Source organism: Vibrio sp. 2-2(8), assembly GCF_963888495.1.
Taxonomy (GTDB): Bacteria; Pseudomonadota; Gammaproteobacteria; order Enterobacterales; family Vibrionaceae; genus Vibrio; species Vibrio anguillarum.
Map to the genome: position 1 here is coordinate 25,330 of NZ_CAWPJM010000003.1, position 19,623 is coordinate 44,952.

Genomic DNA, 19,623 nt, shown 5'->3' on the forward strand with positions numbered 1-19,623 from the left:
AATGGCAACAAAAACTGCAGATTACATTTGGTTCAACGGTGAAATGGTTCCGTGGGCAAATGCAAACGTTCATGTACTGACACACGCAATGCACTACGGCACTTCGGTGTTTGAAGGTGTGCGTTGTTATAACACTCCTAAAGGTCCAATCGTCTTCCGTCATAAAGAGCACGCTCAACGCCTAAAAGATTCAGCAAAAATTTACCGTTTCCCTATCCCCTATACGATAGAAGAGATCATGGAAGCGACACGTGAAACATTGCGCGTCAATAAACTGGATTCAGCCTACATTCGCCCACTTGGCTTTGTTGGCAACGTTGGCCTTGGCGTTTGCCCACCAGTGAATACTGAAATGGAGTTAATCATTGCCGCCTTCCCTTGGGGTGCTTACTTAGGTGATGAAGCGCTAGAAAATGGTGTGGATGCGATGGTTTCTAGCTGGCATCGCGCTGCGCCAAACACCATACCAACCGCAGCCAAAGCGGGTGGTAACTATTTATCGTCTCTGCTTGTCGGTGGTGAAGCTCGTCGTCATGGCTATGCCGAAGGTATCGCCTTAAGCGTGGATGGTTATTTATCTGAAGGTGCAGGCGAAAACATTTTCGTCATCAAAAACGGTGTGCTGCTCACGCCACCAACCACCAGCTCCATCTTGCCGGGTATCACGCGTGATTCGATCATGACGCTGGCTAAAGAAATGGGTTACGAAGTGCGTGAAGTGAACATTGCGCGTGAAGCTCTCTATCTTGCTGACGAAATTTTTATGACTGGCACCGCCGCCGAAATCGTCCCTGTACGGAGCGTAGACCAAATTACGGTTGGAGAGGGTAAACGTGGGCCAATCACGAAAGTGATGCAAGAAGCTTACTTTGGCCTATTTAACGGCACCACTGAAGACAAGTGGGGCTGGTTGGATTACGTGTACCCACAACCGAAGTAATAGAGGACGATAGACAATGCCAAAGTATAGATCCGCAACAACGACACACGGACGTAATATGGCTGGAGCGCGCGCATTATGGCGCGCCACTGGCGTCAAAGATGAAGATTTCGGTAAGCCGATTATTGCGGTGGTTAACTCATTCACTCAATTCGTACCGGGCCACGTGCACCTCAAAGATATGGGTCAATTGGTTGCGGGTGAAATCGAAAAAGCCGGCGGCATCGCCAAAGAATTTAATACCATCGCGGTAGATGACGGTATCGCCATGGGGCATGGCGGCATGCTGTACTCACTACCCTCACGCGAGTTGATCGCAGACTCTGTCGAGTACATGGTTAATGCGCACTGCGCTGATGCGATGGTCTGCATTTCCAACTGCGACAAAATCACCCCTGGGATGATGATGGCGGCACTGCGCATTAATATTCCCGTTATCTTTGTTTCTGGCGGGCCAATGGAAGCGGGTAAAACCAAGCTTTCTGATCAAATCATCAAACTCGATTTAGTCGATGCGATGATCCAAGGCGCGGACCCTAAAGTCTCCGACGCACAAAGTGAACAAATTGAACGCTCGGCCTGCCCAACCTGTGGTTCTTGTTCTGGCATGTTTACCGCCAACTCAATGAACTGTCTCACCGAAGCGTTGGGGCTTTCTCAACCAGGTAATGGTTCAATGTTGGCCACGCATGCCGATCGTGAGGCGCTCTTCATCAACGCAGGTAAACGCATTGTTGAATTAACCAAGCGTTATTACGAGCAAGATGATGCATCCGCCTTACCGCGTAATATTGCCAACAAAGCCGCGTTCGAAAATGCGATGGCGCTCGATATTGCTATGGGCGGCTCAACCAACACGGTATTGCACCTATTAGCAGGCGCTCAAGAAGGTGAAATCGATTTTGACATGGGTGATATCGACCGCATGTCACGCCGCGTACCTCATCTGTGTAAAGTCGCGCCATCGACTCAAAAATATCACATGGAAGATGTACACCGCGCGGGTGGCGTGATGGCGATTCTTGGTGAACTGGATCGCGCCGGTCTCATCAACAATCAAACTCGCACCGTGTTGGGTTTATCGATGAAAGAGCAGTTGGCTCAATACGACATCATGCAAACGCAAGATGAAGACGTCTTAAGCTTTTTCCGTGCCGGTCCTGCGGGTATTCGTACCACTAAAGCCTTCTCGCAACAATGCCGATGGGATCGCCTCGATGACGATCGCAAAGAAGGCTGTATTCGTACCAAAGAGCATGCTTTTAGCCAAGATGGTGGCCTAGCCGTGCTATCAGGCAACATTGCCGTTGACGGCTGTATTGTCAAGACAGCAGGGGTTGATGAAGGTAGCCTGAAATTTGCAGGCCCAGCCGTGGTCTTTGAAAGCCAAGAAAGTGCCGTTGAAGGTATTTTAGGTGGTAAAGTGAAGGCTGGTGATGTTGTCGTCATCCGCTATGAAGGCCCGAAAGGCGGCCCGGGTATGCAAGAAATGCTTTACCCAACCACGTACCTCAAATCAATGGGGCTAGGCAAAGAGTGCGCGCTACTGACTGACGGTCGTTTCTCTGGGGGGACTTCCGGTTTATCAATTGGTCACGTTTCTCCAGAAGCTGCGAACGGCGGAACGATAGGTTTGGTGAATTCTGGGGATATTATCGCCATCGATATTCCAAACCGCTCCATTACGCTCAACGTTTCAGAAGCTGAACTGGCTGAGCGCCGCGTAAAACAAGACCAGCTCGGTTGGAAACCTGTCAATCGCCAGCGTGAAGTCTCTTTGGCATTGAAAGCCTACGCAAGTATGGCCACCAGCGCTGATAAAGGGGCTGTTCGAGACAAATCTAAGCTAGAGGGCTAGCGGATGAGCGACTCAGGTAACGCAACTCAAACTGGCGCAGACTATCTGCGCCAAATCCTGCGCGCCCCCGTGTATGACGTCGCAACGGTGACGCCACTGCAGGATATGCCCCGCTTATCGGCGCGCATCAAAAATCGCGTTCAGCTCAAGCGTGAAGATCGCCAGCCTGTGCACTCTTTTAAATTACGCGGCGCTTATAATATGGTGTCGAGTTTATCTGAGGTGCAAAAACAAGCTGGGGTGATTGCCGCGTCAGCAGGCAACCACGCGCAGGGAATGGCTCTGTCGGGAACAAAATTAGGCATTAAAACCACCATTGTGATGCCCAAAACTACCCCTGATATCAAAGTTGAAGCGGTACGCGGTTTTGGCGGTTTGGTGATTTTGCATGGCAACAACTTTGATGAAGCCAAAGCCGAAGCGGAACGCTTGGCTCACGAGCAAGGTTATACGTTTGTCCCACCGTTCGATCACCCACTGGTCATTGCAGGGCAAGGCACGATTGGCATGGAAATGCTGCAACAAAATGGCCACCTTGATTACATTTTTGTACCAGTCGGCGGTGGCGGTTTAGCCGCTGGGGTCGCGGTGCTCATCAAACAGCTGATGCCAGAAATCAAAGTCATTGCGGTTGAACCTGAAGATTCTGCTTGTTTAAAAGCAGCACTCGAGGCAGGTAAACCCGTGGTGCTTGACCAAGTCAGCATGTTTGCCGACGGTGTCGCGGTAAAACGTATTGGTGATGAAACCTTCCGTTTGTGTCAGCAATACATTGATGGCCACATCACGGTATCAAGCGATGAAATCTGCTCGGCGGTTAAAGATATCTTCGAAGACACGCGTGCGATTGCCGAACCTTCTGGAGCGCTTGCTCTGGCTGGTCTGAAGAAATTCGCGGAAAAACATAAGCTGGTGGATAAACAGTTAGGCACCGTACTTTCAGGGGCTAACACCAATTTCCACGGCTTGCGTTACGTGTCGGAGCGATGTGAGCTAGGCGAAAAACGTGAAGGGCTTTTGGCGGTGACCATACCTGAACGTCAAGGCGCGTTTTTTGAGTTTTGTAATATCATTGGCGGTCGCGCGGTCACCGAGTTCAACTATCGCTATAACGATGACAAGCTGGCCAACATTTTCGTCGGTGTACGCCTGTTAAGTGGGCAAGAAGAGCTCGACAACATCATTCACGATTTACGCCAAGGTGGCTACCCTGTGGTGGATCTATCGGATGATGAAATGGCCAAACTGCATGTCCGTTATATGATTGGAGGCAAACCCTCTAAGCCGCTAAAAGAGCGATTATACAGCTTCGAATTTCCGGAATATCCGGGCGCTCTGCTGAAATTTCTCAGCACGCTTGGCACACACTGGAACATTAGCTTGTTTAATTACCGCAATCATGGAGCCGATTATGGCCGCGTATTGTGTGGTTTTGAACTCGAAGAGAGCGATTTAAACCGCTTCTCCGCTCACCTTAGAGAATTGGGTTACCAATGCAAAGATGAGACGGACAATCCTTCATACCAGTTCTTCTTATCCTAAAGCTCAATGCCAGTCCCACGACTGGCATTTTTTATGAGTGATGCATAATACGCATAGAACCAATGCTAAAGTTTCATTTTAGTCATAGTTAATTCAGTACTACACTTAGCGACATCTTATGCTTGCTGTGCCAATCTGGAGATCCGAATGTTTAAAGCGTTAATCCTTAATCAACAAGAAAAAAACACAGTTGCCACCATTGAACAAATCGACGAATCACAATTACCGCAAGGTGAAGTTTTAGTCGCGGTCGATTACTCATCATTGAATTACAAAGATGGTTTAGCCATTACAGGTAAAGGCAAAATCATTCGCAATTTCCCTATGGTACCGGGCATTGATCTTGCGGGAACCGTACTTGAATCCCAAGATACTCGCTACCAAACCGGTGATAAAGTTGTACTAACCGGTTGGGGAGTGGGTGAAAACCATTGGGGTGGTATGGCGCAAAAAGCACGCTTGAAAGCCGATTGGTTAGTACCACTCGCGCACGGTCTTGATAGCAAAAAAGCGATGATGATTGGCACTGCTGGCTTTACTGCCATGCTTTGCGTGCAAGCCATTTTAGATGCGGGTATTCAACCGGAAAAGGGTGAAATATTGGTGACGGGTGCCAGTGGCGGCGTGGGTTCAGTTGCTGTAACACTATTAGCTAAGCTAGGTTATACAGTTGCTGCGGTAACTGGTCGTGTTGAACAAAATGGTCCACTGCTAGAAAAACTAGGAGCAAGCCGCGTTATTGATCGCAGCGAATTTGAAGAGCCAGCTCGTCCGCTGGAAAAACAGATTTGGGCTGGCGCGGTCGATACAGTAGGCAGCAAAATGTTAGCCAAAGTGTTAGCCCAAATGGACTACAACAGCACAGTTGCCGCGTGTGGTTTAGCGGGTGGTTTTGATTTACCCACCACCGTCATGCCGTTCATTTTGCGCAATGTACGCCTGCAAGGTGTCGACTCCGTCTCTTGCCCGCTAGAAAAACGCATGGCAGCATGGGAAAGCTTAGCGAAACTGCTACCTGCAAGCTACTTTGAGCAAGCGTGTGAGGAAATCACCCTCGAACAAACAGCGCAGTACGCTGAAACGATCACCAATGGTCAAGTGACTGGTCGCGTGGTGATTAAGCTTTAAACCATTCATTCATCAAGCTTTGGTCTTACTCAAAGCTTGATGATTTTTATCCCTCTAACTGCATCTCTTCAATACGCTTAGCAATCAACCGGCTGCACTCTTGTTTGACGATCTGCCTTAACCATTCTTGGGCAGGAGAATGCTCACATCGCGAGTGCCAAATCATAGAGTAGTCAAACGGCGTAAACTGAAACGGTAACGGCTTCACCACCAATGCGTAACGCTCTGCCACTAAATAGGCCAGATCCGCAGGCACCGTAATAATCAATGGCATGGTATCAACAATCGCTAGCGCGGCTTCTAAATGATAGGCTCTGAGCACCATTTTCCGTTTAGGCTGCCCACTTAATGCTTGTTCAATTAAGGCATTAACACCATCACTGATCGCAATCATCGCATGCGGGTATGTCAGGTAATCCGCTAAAGAGATCTGCCGATTCGCCAACGGATGGTGTTGGGAGAGCAAACAAAGCACACCGACTCGCCCAAGCACCTCACTCATCAATGGTGCTACTGGCGACGTTGGGCGACAAATCGCTAAATCAGCTCCTTCATAAGTCAGTTGATCGGCCAACCTATCATGCTGCAAAGGTAAAAACTCAAACGACACGTTTGGTGCCTCTTGATATATCCTTGGTAAAGCAAACGGTAAGATGGTCTGCATTGCGTAATCTGTCGTGGCAATGGTGAAGGTTTGTTCACATTGCTGGGGGTCAAATTCAACAGGTGAAAGGATTTGACGTAGAGACTCCAATGGCTCGCCTAAGGCACGATTAAGCTCCAGCGCTTTTTCAGTCGGAATGAGATGCTGACCTTGACGCGTAAAAAGAGGATCATTGAGCAGATCACGTAACCGACCTAATACACGGCTCATGGCTGACTGGCTAAGATTTAAACGCTGGGCCGCTTTACTGACACTGCTCTCTTCTATCAACACTCTCAGTGCAATCAATAAATTCAGATCACGACGATAGATATCTTCCAACTCCATGCAATAACCCCATTTTTGTCATTGGTAAATAGGCTCAGTGTACGCGTTAGGCAAAAAAAATCCCGCCTTTCAGCGGGGAAGCCCAAGAAAATGGGGATAGTGTCGGAATGTGTTACGTGTCGTATTAGTGCAATGCGTTGATCAATATGTGATGGATTAGTGATTCTGCTCTTCTGAGATGCCTTTCCAAAGATGCATCTCAAGCCAGATCCCAACCAGTGACGCACTGACACCAAAAAGTGGCATCCACGACGTTTCTGCAGGCGTTCGCATCACTAAGGCACAAAATGAGATAAAGCAGAGAACCGAATAAATGGTTAACCTATCAAGCGCTGTTAACATAAGTGCCTCACTAAATTGTTATCAACTTGTTAAGTAAGTTAAAACAAAAAGATCACTTTGCCAAGTGGTTATTGAATATTTTTTCCTCGCCAGTATTATCTACGCCTTGCGATAACATCGATTAGGTTTGAATATGACATTTGATCCGGCACTTGCCACACAAACACTCGAAGCCGAAGGATTGCGCTGTCCCGAGCCTGTAATGATGGTCAGAAAAACCATTCGAACCATGCAAGATGGCGAAATTTTACTAGTGAAAGCCGATGACCCGTCAACCACTCGAGACATTCCCAGTTTTTGCCGCTTTATGGATCATCAGTTAATTGCGGAGAAAGTGGACACATTGCCCTATCTCTATTTGATTAAGAAAGGATTGAGTTAAGCCTCGATCTAAGTGATGTGTACGCAAAAGAAAAGGCGACCTCAAAAAGGCCGCCTTTTGCTATTGATTCATTGATTCATTGCGCTGCACACTACTCATTAAACTCGATGGTGCGGATCTCTGATTGCAGTTTTGTGATCTGCTTTTGCAGGGTTCGAATTTCATCGTGCATCGGGATAATGTGCGCGACTCGGATCCAAGATTCCACCATTAAGCCACACAATATGATTGCGCCGGCCACCATGGGTAGCCACATTTCCGTCAACGCCATACCCAACAACGTCAGCACAAAACCGAACGTAAACAAGTAACTTTGGCTCTTGGCGGTCATTCCCATATAACGTGTCAGCATATGCATTCCCTCTTAGACTTGCATCATCTAGCACTACAGTAACATGACCAGTATGGCATAAATTTGTCACTCATCACGCAACCGTAGACGTTGGGCGACAAGTTGAGTAATAAATTGTGTCACGCTCACTCGCCCAATCATCTAATCGATTGGAATTACCAAATCGCCGCGCCGATCGCTAATATCAAAAAGAGTACCGCCGTGATTTTACGAATAAGTCCTAGCGGCATTTTATCGGCGGATAATTTACCAATCAGCACCACAGGTACGTTAGCCAGCAACATACCAATTGTCGTTCCGAGCACCACCCACAGTAGAGCATCCGCATATTGCGCACCAAGAATAGACGTTGCTATTTGGGTTTTATCGCCAATTTCAGCGACAAAAAAAGCGATGAAGCTAGCGACAAAAGGACCTCGATTGGTAATTTTTTCATCGCCGTCGAGTTTGTCTGGAATTAATACCCAACCCGCCATGGCAAGGAAGCTGGCGACCAACACCCATTTAAGGATTTCTGGTGACAGGTAATCGGCAACGACCACGCCCAGCCAAGCAGCGAGTGCATGGTTAACCATCGTTGCGACAAAAATGGCGGCAATAATAGGCAAAGGTTTACGATAACGACTGGCTAGCAGCAGAGAAAGCAGTTGGGTTTTATCGCCAATTTCAGCTAAGGCGACGGTAGTAATTGAAATAGCTAATACGCTCACGACAGGCTCAATGGGGCGGGATAATTATAATAACCATAGACAAACGCCACTCCCCACCCCGGTTTGTGATGTTTGTCTAAGGTCTTGCTAAGCTAAAATGACTTTAGCCTCGAACGCCACGGTGATTTGGCACCAATTATGTTGACGAACGAACCGTTAAGATAAGAAATCTCACTGGTAAGCTACTCCCCAAAGACGGCGCAATTCTAATCAGGCCGAGTGAAAATCTCAAGTTAGAAATAAGTCAAAATCGTTCATGTGCAGGAATTTGGCACAATCGATGCGATAAATTCGACCAAAACGGATTTTCGACCATTAATTAAGCAAGATTACCCCTACTCGCTGAGCGAATATCTGGGTATACTTGTTCGTTATTTTCATCCATTCAGACAGAAGAATCGCGCGAACCTGACTATGCAAAAATACGATATCAAAACCTTTCAGGGTATGATCCTCGCGCTGCAGGATTATTGGGCCCAACAAGGCTGTACCATTGTTCAACCATTAGACATGGAAGTTGGTGCAGGAACCTCTCACCCAATGACATGCCTGCGAGCTTTAGGCCCAGAGCCCATTGCAACGGCGTATGTTCAACCCTCTCGTCGTCCAACGGACGGTCGTTATGGTGAAAACCCAAACCGCCTGCAACACTATTACCAATTCCAAGTCATCATCAAACCTTCACCAGACAACATTCAAGAGTTGTATTTAGGGTCTTTAGAGGTGCTCGGTGTTGACCCACTAGTACACGATATTCGTTTCGTGGAAGATAACTGGGAAAACCCAACCTTAGGTGCTTGGGGTCTTGGCTGGGAAGTGTGGCTAAACGGCATGGAAGTAACTCAATTTACTTACTTCCAACAAGTCGGCGGCCTTGAGTGCAAACCTGTAACTGGTGAAATCACTTACGGTATTGAACGTCTTGCCATGTACATTCAAGGCGTGGATTCAGTGTATGACTTAGTCTGGACAGATGGCCCATTAGGTAAAGTCACCTATGGTGACATTTACCATCAAAATGAAGTCGAACAATCCACTTACAACTTCGAACACGCGGATGTCGATTTTCTATTCACCTTCTTCGACCAGTGCGAAAAAGAGTGTAAGCATCTACTTGAGCTAGAAAAACCGCTGCCACTTCCTGCCTATGAGCGTATTTTGAAAGCGGGCCATGCCTTTAACCTATTGGACGCGCGTAAAGCGATTTCGGTGACAGAACGTCAACGTTACATCCTACGCATCCGTAACCTGACCAAAGCGGTTGCAGAAGCGTACTACGCATCTCGTGAAGCACTCGGCTTCCCTATGTGTAAAAAGGGTGAGGATAAATAAGATGGCAAAAGAATTTCTAATTGAATTAGGCACAGAAGAGCTACCACCAAAACAACTTCGCACTTTGGCTGAAGCGTTTGCGGCTAACTTTGCCGCAGAATTGAAAACCGCTGAACTGGCACACGAAGGCATCAAATGGTTTGCAACCCCTCGCCGTTTAGCACTGAAAGTGACCAACTTGGCCCAAGGTCAAGCGGATAAAGTGGTCGAAAAACGTGGCCCCGCTATTTCTGTTGCTTTTGATGCCGATGGCAATCCAACCAAAGCAGCACAAGGCTGGGCGCGTGGTAACGGCATTACTGTTGAGCAAGCGGATCGCCTAACAACAGAACAAGGTGAATGGCTACTGTTCAAACAGGAAGTCAAAGGCCAAGATGCCAAAGCTATTGTGGTTGAACTTGCCGCCAAAGCGTTAGCAAACTTGCCTATCGCCAAACCCATGCGCTGGGGTGATAAAGAAACACAATTTATCCGCCCAGTAAAAACTCTGACTATTTTGATGGGTGATGAACTGATCGAAGGTGAGATCTTAGGCGTAGCTTCTGCGCGCACCATTCGTGGTCACCGCTTTATGGGCGAAAAAGAGTTCACCATCGATTCAGCAGAACAATACCCAGCGATTTTAGAACAGCGCGGTAAAGTGATCGCCGATTACGATGCGCGTAAAGCGATAATTATTGCGGATGCACAAAAAGCAGCGCTACAGGTTGGCGGTGTTGCCGATCTTGACGATGACTTGGTTGAAGAAGTGACCTCACTGGTTGAATGGCCAGTGGTGCTGACGGCGAAATTTGAAGAAAAATTCCTTAAAGTACCGTCAGAAGCTTTGGTTTACACCATGAAAGGTGACCAAAAATACTTCCCGGTTTATTCTCATCAGATGAGCGATGCGAATAAGCAATTGCTGCCTAACTTTATTTTCGTCTCTAACATCGAGTCGAAAGAGCCTCGCCATGTTATCGAAGGCAACGAGAAAGTCGTTCGTCCACGCTTAGCGGACGCGGAATTCTTCTTTAATACCGATCTCAAAAGCAAATTAGTCGATCGTCTACCACGACTAGAAACCGCGATTTTCCAGCAGCAGTTAGGTACGATTAAAGATAAAACTGACCGTATTACTGAACTGGCTGGTTACATTGCAGAACAGATTGGCGCGGATGTAGAAAAATCAAAACGTGCGGGCTTACTGGCTAAATGCGATTTGATGACCTCAATGGTGTTTGAATTTACCGACACGCAAGGCGTGATGGGTATGCATTATGCTCGCCATGACGGAGAAGCAGAAGAAGTCGCCGTTGCACTAAACGAACAGTACATGCCACGCTTTGCTGGCGATGCTCTGCCAACCAATGGCGTTTCCGCCGCTGTGGCAATCGCAGACAAGCTAGACACCATAGTCGGCATCTTCGGTATTGGCCAAGCACCAAAAGGCTCGGATCCCTTTGCTCTGCGTCGCGCATCACTGGGTGTACTGCGCATCATCGTTGAATACGGCTATAACTTGGACTTAGTTGACCTCGTAGCAAAAGCGAAATCGCTGTTTGGTGATCGCCTTACCAACGACAACGTTGAGCACGATGTAATTGAGTTTATGCTTGGCCGTTTCCGTGCTTGGTATCAAGATGAAGGTTTTAGCGTCGACATCATCCAAGCGGTACTTGCTCGTCGTCCAACCAAACCCGCTGATTTTGACAAACGTGTTAAAGCGGTTTCCCACTTCCGTGAACTGGAAGCGGCTGAAGCCCTAGCGGCGGCAAACAAGCGTGTCGGTAACATTTTAGCGAAATTTGACGGTGAACTGGCTGCAGAAATCAACCTAACACTTCTTCAAGAAGCGGCCGAAAAAGCCTTAGCGGAAGAAGTGGAAGTGATGACCGAAGCACTAGAACCTGCTTTCGCTACCGGTGATTACCAACAAGCACTGAGCAAGCTGGCAGCACTACGTGAACCTGTTGATGCTTTCTTTGATAATGTCATGGTGATGGCAGACGATGAAGCATTAAAACAAAACCGTTTAACGCTGCTCAACAACTTGCGTAATCTGTTCCTACAAATTGCTGATATTTCACTGCTGCAAAAGTAGTCGCTGATATTTCGGCACACAAATTAATCTATCAAAGCCCAGCGGCCATCCGCTGGGCTTTTTGTTTTATCTGACCGCAGTGTGTTATTTGGCGAAAAATAGTGCTTTGACTCGCAAAAACATTGGGGTATGTTCAAGGATTACTCGATGGGCGTGGCATCGTTTCATGCCCCTTTATGCAAGCAAATACAAGAATGAATTAGGCAGTCAGCAATGCAGTTTTCGAAATTTGGTGAAAAATTTAATCAGTATTCCGGTATTACCCAGTTAATGGACGATCTCAATGATGGCCTGCGCACTCCCGGAGCCATTATGCTCGGCGGTGGTAACCCAGCTGCCATTCCCGCCATGATTGACTACTTTCATCAAACCAGTGCTGACATGCTTAGCAGTGGTGAACTGATCGCTGCCCTCGCCAACTATGATGGCCCACAAGGTAAAGATCTGTTCGTTAAATCTCTCGCAAAACTGCTCAAAGAAACCTATGGCTGGGAAATCAGTGAAAAGAACATTAGCTTAACCAATGGCAGCCAGAGTGGATTTTTCTATCTATTTAATCTATTTGCTGGCCAGCAAGCTGATGGTTCACATAAGAAAATTTTACTGCCATTAGCGCCTGAATATATTGGTTATGGTGATGCCGGGATAGATGAAGATATTTTTGTCTCCTATCGCCCAGAAATAGAACTACTCGACAATGGCTTATTCAAATACCACGTGGATTTCGAAACCTTGAGCGTGGATTCGTCGGTAGCCGCCATTTGTGCTTCCCGTCCAACCAATCCGACGGGAAATGTGCTCACAGAACAAGAGATCCACAAGCTCGATAAGCTGGCTAGAGAGAACAATATCCCACTGATTATCGACAATGCATACGGCGTTCCATTTCCCAACATCATTTTTGAAGAGATTGAACCCTTTTGGAATGACAACACCATTTTATGCATGAGCCTTTCGAAACTGGGTTTACCCGGTGTGCGCTGCGGTATCGTCATTGCCAACGAAACCATTACCCAAGCATTAACCAACATGAATGGCATCATTAGCTTAGCGCCAGGCAGCATCGGCCCAGCCATTGCTCATCATATGATTGAAAAAGGCGATCTATTAAGGCTCAGTCGCGATGTGATCAAGCCCTTCTACCAGCAGAAATCACAAAGAGCAGTCGAGTTACTCAAGCAAGCCATTAGCGACCCGCGCTTTCGTATCCATAAACCAGAAGGGGCGATCTTTTTATGGCTCTGGTTTGATGAGCTCCCTATAACCACCATGGAACTTTACCAACGTCTAAAAGCCAGAGGAGTATTGATTGTACCGGGTGAATATTTCTTTATTGGTCAACAAGACGATTGGCAACACGCGCATCAGTGTCTGCGCATGAACTACGTGCAAGATGATGAAGCCATGCAAAAGGGCATTCAAATTATTGCTCAAGAAGTGGCATTAGCGTATCAACAGTAATTCATCCTTTCTGCCATGAAAAAGAGCGCCAAAAGGCGCTCTTTCACTACTTTAATGTGGCCAGTAACTTAATTGTTCTCAATTAAGTTTTTACCATTAATCGCAATTTTACGTGGTTGCATCGCTTCAGGTGTTTCACGTTCAAGATCCACGTGTAGCAAGCCATTTTCCATTGTGGCTCCGAGCACTTTGACATAGTCGGCCAATTGGAATTTACGTTCAAAATCGCGCTCAGCAATACCTTGGTAGACGTAGTTTTTATTCTCTTCGGGTTTACGTTCACCACGCACAATCAGCGTATTTTCTTGTTGAGTAATCTCAATCTGCTCTTCAGAAAAACCAGCTACCGCCATCGTGATGCGATATTTATTGTCGTCTTGCTGTTCAATATTGTACGGAGGGTAACCCGCAGAGCTATTCTTCGCTGAACTGGATTCCATCATGTTTAATAGACGGTCAAAACCAATTGCGTTGCGGTATAAAGGAGTGAAATCTACTGTTCTCATCATACTATCCTCATCATAAGCAATAGCCTTAAGCCGTTAGCAGCCATTCTTTCAACATGGAGCTAACAACACATTTAATGATCACAACACAAGGCTCCTCTTAAGAGAGCAAACCTGTGTCGCCATTCCAGAGGTCCTTACGGCATCCTCTTCATTGATAGATATAGGGGCACTAAAATTCTTTTCAAGGATTTTTTGAAAAATTTTTTAGTCCTCGCTAAAGCGAACAGAAACTAGAAAGAGGACATCGAATCAAACTGATACTCCGTAGAGTTACAAAGCCTTCATTAGCAGGATATAGAGTCAATACAGAGACATAAAAAAGCCTAACGATATCATTAGGCTTTATTTTGCACTTTAACCGATGAAAACTTATTTTATTTTCCGCGTTTTTTCCTTTCTTTAATTACACTGCTTTCTTCCATTTTTTCTTGCTTTAATTTCCGCTTTTCTTTTAGGCTAAGTTGCGCTTTTTTCATATCTTTCTTACTCATAGTAATCTCCTTATTTTAACGAAGAAATTTAATTTACACACGTTAGTGACTTTTCAGGAAGAATATTAACCACTTTATATTCTCGCTCTTTTCCTAAAATATATAATTTAAAACACTCTTGTTCACGTAATCCAAAAATAGAAGCGCCTAAATAAGAGTAAAGTGATACGAGACCATCATTAGGGTTATTCCGCTCACCAAGCACTATAATAATTTGATAAGGTTGACACTTTTCTGTATCAACAAAGCTGACCCTATCTCCAACGTTGACTCGGCGCTCTGCCGTAGATCTGGCCAATGATTCTGCTTCTATTCTCTCGAAAAGAGTCAGTAAAACCAGTGGAGACTGATAGGTAACAAATAAGCTTGTTATTATTTTACTTTTGAAAAAAACAAGCCAACGCTTAAATAAGTTGATATTTATTACTCCTTACAATAATTCCAAAAATAGATTAGATAATATCCGAAAGTTAGACCTTCGGATTTATTACTGTAAGATAAATAACAAAACCACATCTCCTAAAAAGTAATTAATGAATACTATATCGGCCAAAAAATATAATTCAAGCTCATAAAAACCGCTAAAAACATGGAATAAAATAAAATAGTAGATACTTTTTTTTATTGAGAGAAAATCCCAATAAAAAAACGTTTATGACCTTTTATCCTTGAAGACAACCTAAGATAAGTAGAAAGTGTTGATGCTAAAAATGGTTGCTCCCACGTTGGGTGACTTTGTATTGACCATAAAAAAACACCGCTCTTGCGAAACGGTGTTTTTGGGATTTGCTTTATAGCAACGACTTAGACATCGAGGTTGGCAACTTTTAAGGCGTTCTCTTCGATGAATGCGCGACGCGGCTCAACTTGATCACCCATCAAGGTGGTAAACAGTTCATCAGCACCAACAGCATCTTCAATCGTGACTTGCAGCATACGGCGAGATTCAGGATCCATCGTCGTTTCCCACAGCTGATCTGGGTTCATTTCACCTAGACCTTTGTAGCGTTGTAGGCTTAGGCCACGACGAGACTCTTTAATTAACCAGTTCAACGCATCAACAAAGTTATCGACAGGTTGAATACGCTCACCACGTTGAATGTAAGCCCCTTCTTCAACTAAGCCATAAAGTGCTTCAGAAAGGTCCGCCAGCTTGCTGTACTCTTTCGAATTGAGCAAATCAGCACTTAATAGATGTTGGTGCGTTACACCATGAGTGCGCACTACTATCTTAGGCTGATAAATACCAAGCTCTGCATTGTGCTCAGTTTCAATGCTGTATTGGCTTGCGCCAACTTCTTTCGCATTTAACTGCTCTACCAGCTGTTTGCCCCACGCTTCTACTACTGCAGAATCAGCGCATTGATCAACAATGATACGCGGCATATAGATGAATTCATGGATCAAGGCGTAAGGGTAGCGGCGGCTCATACGCTCCACCAGCTTAATGGCGACATTGTATTGCTTAACCAAGGTTTCTAACGCTTCGCCTGCTAATGCTGGCGCTTGAGGGTTAACATGCAATGAGGCTCCATCCAATGCCAAAGCAACTTGGTATTGGTTCATCGCATCTTCATCTTTGATGTACTGCTCTTGCTTGCCTTTTTTCACTTTATACAAAGGCGGTTGAGCAATGTAGATGTAGCCACGCTCAATCAGCTCAGGCATTTGACGATAGAAGAAGGTCAACAGTAGCGTACGGATGTGCGAACCGTCGACGTCCGCATCGGTCATGATGATGATGTTGTGATAACGCAGTTTGTCTGGGTTATATTCATCACGGCCAATGCCACAGCCTAATGCGGTGATAAGCGTTGCGACTTCTTGCGAAGAAAGCATTTTGTCGAAACGTGCTTTTTCAACGTTAAGAATTTTACCTTTCAGTGGCAAAATCGCTTGGTTTTTACGGTTACGTCCCTGCTTGGCAGAACCGCCAGCAGAGTCCCCTTCCACTATGTACAGTTCAGATAGTGCAGGATCTTTTTCTTGGCAATCGGCGAGTTTACCCGGCAAACCAGCAAGATCTAACGCACCTTTACGACGTGTCATTTCACGCGCTTTACGCGCCGCTTCACGAGCACGAGCCGCATCAATGATTTTTGAACAGACCATCTTGGCTTCACTTGGGTTTTCAGCCAAAAACTCCGCCAATTTCTCACCCATTGCTGATTCAACCGCAGATTTCACCTCGGATGAAACCAATTTATCTTTAGTTTGGCTAGAGAACTTAGGATCCGGCACTTTCACTGAAACCACCGCGGTTAAGCCTTCACGAGCATCATCACCCGAGGTCGCCGCTTGCGCTTTTTTCGAGAAGCCTTCTTTATCCATGAAGGTGTTTAGGGTACGAGTTAACGCCCCACGGAAACCCGCTAAGTGGGCACCACCATCACGTTGAGGAATGTTGTTGGTAAAGCAGTAAATGTTTTCTTGGAAACCATCGTTCCACTGCATCGCCACTTCCACGGTAATCCCATCGTCACGCTCAGAGCTGAAATGGAATACTTTTTCATGGATCGGCGTTTTATTGCGGTTTAAATGGCCAACAAACGCTTTAATACCACCTTCATATCTGAAGTGGTCTTTTTTGTCTTCTTCGCGTTCATCAAACAGTTTGATGGATACACCAGAGTTTAGGAAAGAGAGCTCACGCAGACGCTTAGCTAAAATATCGTAATGGAATTCAATGTTGGTAAAGGTTTCAGCACTTGGCCAAAAACGCAGGGTTGTCCCTGTTTTATCGGTTTCACCCACCACAGCCAACGGCGCTTGTGGCACACCGTGACAATAAGTTTGTGTGTGAATAGCGCCATTACGGTAGATAGTCAGTAGCACTTTTTCAGACAGCGCGTTGACAACGGACACACCGACGCCGTGCAGACCACCCGAAACCTTGTATGAGTTGTCATCAAATTTACCGCCCGCATGCAGAACCGTCATAATCACTTCCGCGGCAGAAACTTGTTCTTCTTCGTGAAGGTCGGTAGGAATACCACGGCCATCATCGCTAACTGAAACTGAATTGTCTTCGTGAATAGTCACTACGATGTCTTTACAGTGACCTGCCAACGCTTCATCAATTGAGTTATCCACCACCTCAAAAACCATGTGGTGCAGACCGGTGCCATCATCCGTGTCGCCGATGTACATTCCTGGACGTTTACGAACCGCGTCCAGACCCTTCAGTACCTTAATACTCGATGAATCGTAATTATTCGACATGAGTTACTCTCTCACTATTTTATCCGTGCTCTATTGTGCCATGTTCCACATGAAACATCTTGCTGTTTGACTCAATCATGTCTGCAACTTGGCCTTGCGTAATAGAACTTACAAAAACTTGTGCCCCCGTCGATTTTAAGCAATCCGCTAAACGCTTACGACGATGGCTATCTAATTCGGAAGCAAAGTCATCAATTAAATAGATGCATTGCTTACCTGTCAGCTCGGTTAAGTGTTGTCCTTGTGCTACGCGCAGTGCACACACCATTAATTTAAGCTGACCGCGTGATAGAACATCTTCAACTGGTGTTCCATTGACCTTTATTTTTAAATCCGCTTTGTTCGGGCCACTGAATGTGTAGCCTAGCGATTGATCGCGTTCGAAGTTTTTCTCGAGGATTTGTTGATAGGGCGTCTCTTTTTCCCAACCACGATAATACTTCATTTGCACATCAAATTCTGGCAAAAAACTGCGACACAACACCTCGGCAACACACTTCATTTGCGTCACATAATGTGTGCGCCATGCATCGATTTGTTCAGCCAAGCGCGCCATCTCCTGATCCCAATAACTGAGTTCACGATAATGGGTTGCCGTTTTTAACAACGCATTGCGCTGCTTATTGAGGCGCTTAAAACGCCCCCACGCATCATAAAAGGCAGGTTCACTATGAAATACCCCCCAATCAATAAATGCACGTCGTTGTTTTGGTCCATCGGTGAGCAGATCAAACCCTTCCGGATGAATCAATTGCAAAGGTAAAACTTGTGCCAGTTGCGCCAGTTTTTGTCCAGATTGACCGCCTATTTTAACCTCTGTTGAACCGTCACGCTGCTTATTAATGCCAATCGGTAGCTCAAATTGATCCGAGGTCAAAAAACGCCCATGCACAAACAGCTCCTGACACTCATTTTGTATGACGCGTCCGGTTAAGGCGCTTTTGAACGAGCGACCATGTCCCAGCAGGTAAATCGCTTCCAATACACTGGTTTTGCCGCTGCCATTAGGGCCAATAAGAAAGTTAAAGCCTGATGATAATGGGATATCACAGGCTTTAATATTACGAAATTGTTGGACGATTAAACGAGTCAGCGGCATTGCGCAAACTTAAAGTCGGATCGGCATGACGACATACATCGCGCTGTCGTCATCGCGATTTTCAATCAGCGCGCTGGCGTTGGCGTCAGACATCGATACACGAACCTGTTCACAACGTAATGTATTCAGTACATCGAGTACATAGCTGACGTTAAAACCGATTTCGATGGCGTCGCCTTCAAAGGTGACATCCAACAACTCTTCCGCTTCTTCTTGCTCTGGGTTGTTGGCGGTAATGCGCATTTCATTATCCGCAAGATTAACCCGTACCCCGCGAAACTTTTCATTTGAGAGAATCGCGGCACGAGAAAATGCCTGACGTAACTCATCACAGCCCGTTTCTAAGGTTTTGGTCGTTTGCTGCGGCATAACGCGGCGATAATCAGGGAAGCGGCCATCAACCAGCTTAGAAGTGAAGATGAAATTATTCACTTGGGCGCGCAAATTTGAGCTACCAATTTGCAGCACAACCGGCTGTTCTGGCGCATCAAGTAACTTGACCAGTTCCTGTACCCCTTTACGCGGCACGATGATCTGTTTATTGGCAAAATCCGCGCTGAGTGCCGTTTGCGAAACCGCCATACGGTGTCCATCGGTTGCCACAGAGCGCAAGGTTGAACCGTCGATTTCAAATAGCATACCGTTCAGGTAATAACGCACATCTTGGTTAGCCATCGAAAACTGGGTTTTCTCAATTAAACTACGCAGTTCTGCCTGAGTGAGCGACACTTCCACTTCACTTTGCCAATCTTCAATATTAGGAAAGTCACTGGCAGGTAAGGTTGCCAGAGAGAAACGGCTACGGCCAGAACGCATCTGAATGCGATCGCCTTCCAATACCACAGTGATCACGGCGCTATCGGGCAAGCCGCGACAAATATCTAAAAATTTACGCGCAGGGACAGTGATGCTTCCTGCTTCGCACTCACCTTCAAGTGTCACGCGGCTAATCAGTTCGACTTCAAGATCGGTCGCCGTCATCGACAGCTCGTTCTCTTCCACTTTGAGCAACAAATTACCAAGAATTGGCAAAGTCGCACGTCCGCCTAATGTTCCAGATACTTGCTGAAGTGGCTTAATGAAGTGGCTACGTTCAATAGTAAATTTCATAGTTAGCTCTTACGATGTTATCGGGCAACCCCAAATGTGAGGGTTAAAATAGCTGATATAAGAAGGTTGTG

Annotated in this window: 17 protein-coding genes; 8 read left to right on the forward strand and 9 right to left on the reverse strand. The window is 46.2% G+C overall.

Features of this window, described 5'->3' with window-relative positions; genetic code table 11:
* Position 1 precedes the first annotated feature (1 nt).
* The 4 genes from ilvE to acuI all read left to right on the forward strand — a co-directional run bounded on the left by ilvE (position 2) and on the right by acuI (position 5,468).
* Entirely contained in the window at positions 2-940 is a 939-nt protein-coding gene (gene ilvE / locus AACV12_RS01275; protein WP_010319931.1) for a branched-chain-amino-acid transaminase, read from the forward strand.
* Positions 941-956: 16 nt separating this feature from the next.
* Complete coding sequence (gene ilvD, locus AACV12_RS01280) at positions 957-2,798, forward strand: dihydroxy-acid dehydratase (protein ID WP_170901325.1); 1,842 nt, start codon at positions 957-959, stop codon at positions 2,796-2,798.
* A gap of 3 nt (positions 2,799-2,801) precedes the next feature.
* Positions 2,802-4,340, forward strand: a complete 1,539-nt coding sequence (gene ilvA / locus AACV12_RS01285; RefSeq protein ID WP_017046359.1) for a threonine ammonia-lyase, biosynthetic — start codon at positions 2,802-2,804, stop codon at positions 4,338-4,340.
* A gap of 147 nt (positions 4,341-4,487) precedes the next feature.
* Positions 4,488-5,468 (forward strand): acrylyl-CoA reductase (NADPH), encoded by a 981-nt coding sequence (acuI, locus tag AACV12_RS01290; protein ID WP_017047824.1) that lies wholly within the window; start codon positions 4,488-4,490, stop codon positions 5,466-5,468.
* Between the two features lie 46 nt (positions 5,469-5,514).
* Here acuI and AACV12_RS01295 read toward each other — a convergent pair whose 3' ends face one another.
* Positions 5,515-6,459 carry a LysR family transcriptional regulator gene (locus AACV12_RS01295; RefSeq protein ID WP_013855564.1) on the reverse strand — a complete coding sequence of 315 codons (945 nt, stop codon included), beginning with the start codon at positions 6,457-6,459 and terminating at the stop codon, positions 5,515-5,517.
* 156 nt (positions 6,460-6,615) lie between these two features.
* Complete coding sequence (locus AACV12_RS01300) at positions 6,616-6,801, reverse strand: hypothetical protein (RefSeq protein WP_010319936.1); 186 nt, start codon at positions 6,799-6,801, stop codon at positions 6,616-6,618.
* Between the two features lie 133 nt (positions 6,802-6,934).
* On the opposite strand from AACV12_RS01300, the gene tusA reads away from it, so the two are divergent.
* Entirely contained in the window at positions 6,935-7,183 is a 249-nt protein-coding gene (gene tusA, locus AACV12_RS01305) for a sulfurtransferase TusA (protein WP_010319937.1), read from the forward strand.
* 91 nt (positions 7,184-7,274) lie between these two features.
* Here tusA and AACV12_RS01310 read toward each other — a convergent pair whose 3' ends face one another.
* Together AACV12_RS01310 and AACV12_RS01315 are read right to left on the reverse strand one after the other, a co-directional pair.
* Complete coding sequence (locus AACV12_RS01310) at positions 7,275-7,535, reverse strand: hypothetical protein (RefSeq protein WP_010319938.1); 261 nt, start codon at positions 7,533-7,535, stop codon at positions 7,275-7,277.
* Between the two features lie 155 nt (positions 7,536-7,690).
* Positions 7,691-8,245 carry a TMEM165/GDT1 family protein gene (locus AACV12_RS01315; protein ID WP_017046363.1) on the reverse strand — a complete coding sequence of 185 codons (555 nt, stop codon included), beginning with the start codon at positions 8,243-8,245 and terminating at the stop codon, positions 7,691-7,693.
* Between the two features lie 414 nt (positions 8,246-8,659).
* Here AACV12_RS01315 and glyQ point away from each other — a divergent pair, with 414 nt between their 5' ends.
* From glyQ to AACV12_RS01330, 3 genes are all read left to right on the forward strand, one after another.
* On the forward strand, positions 8,660-9,577 hold the full coding sequence (glyQ, locus tag AACV12_RS01320; RefSeq protein ID WP_013855568.1) for a glycine--tRNA ligase subunit alpha: 918 nt from the start codon (positions 8,660-8,662) through the stop codon (positions 9,575-9,577).
* A 1-nt stretch (position 9,578) separates the two neighbouring features.
* Positions 9,579-11,660: a glycine--tRNA ligase subunit beta gene (gene glyS, locus AACV12_RS01325; protein WP_019281084.1), complete on the forward strand. Its 2,082-nt coding sequence runs from the start codon at positions 9,579-9,581 to the stop codon at positions 11,658-11,660.
* Between the two features lie 213 nt (positions 11,661-11,873).
* Positions 11,874-13,121, forward strand: coding sequence for a valine--pyruvate transaminase (locus AACV12_RS01330; RefSeq protein WP_010319942.1), 1,248 nt, complete (start codon positions 11,874-11,876; stop codon positions 13,119-13,121).
* A 68-nt stretch (positions 13,122-13,189) separates the two neighbouring features.
* On the opposite strand, the gene AACV12_RS01335 is transcribed toward AACV12_RS01330, so the two are convergent.
* The 5 genes from AACV12_RS01335 to dnaN all read right to left on the reverse strand — a co-directional run bounded on the left by AACV12_RS01335 (position 13,190) and on the right by dnaN (position 19,552).
* Positions 13,190-13,627, reverse strand: a complete 438-nt coding sequence (locus AACV12_RS01335; RefSeq protein WP_010319943.1) for an Hsp20 family protein — start codon at positions 13,625-13,627, stop codon at positions 13,190-13,192.
* A 522-nt stretch (positions 13,628-14,149) separates the two neighbouring features.
* Positions 14,150-14,419 (reverse strand): GreA/GreB family elongation factor, encoded by a 270-nt coding sequence (locus tag AACV12_RS01340; protein WP_094127391.1) that lies wholly within the window; start codon positions 14,417-14,419, stop codon positions 14,150-14,152.
* 506 nt (positions 14,420-14,925) lie between these two features.
* Complete coding sequence (gene gyrB / locus AACV12_RS01345; protein WP_013855574.1) at positions 14,926-17,343, reverse strand: DNA topoisomerase (ATP-hydrolyzing) subunit B; 2,418 nt, start codon at positions 17,341-17,343, stop codon at positions 14,926-14,928.
* Between the two features lie 19 nt (positions 17,344-17,362).
* On the reverse strand, positions 17,363-18,442 hold the full coding sequence (gene recF, locus AACV12_RS01350; RefSeq protein WP_094124052.1) for a DNA replication/repair protein RecF: 1,080 nt from the start codon (positions 18,440-18,442) through the stop codon (positions 17,363-17,365).
* Between the two features lie 9 nt (positions 18,443-18,451).
* A complete protein-coding gene (dnaN, locus tag AACV12_RS01355) occupies positions 18,452-19,552 on the reverse strand; it encodes a DNA polymerase III subunit beta (protein WP_017046368.1) in 1,101 nt (366 codons plus the stop codon).
* Positions 19,553-19,623 lie beyond the last annotated feature (71 nt).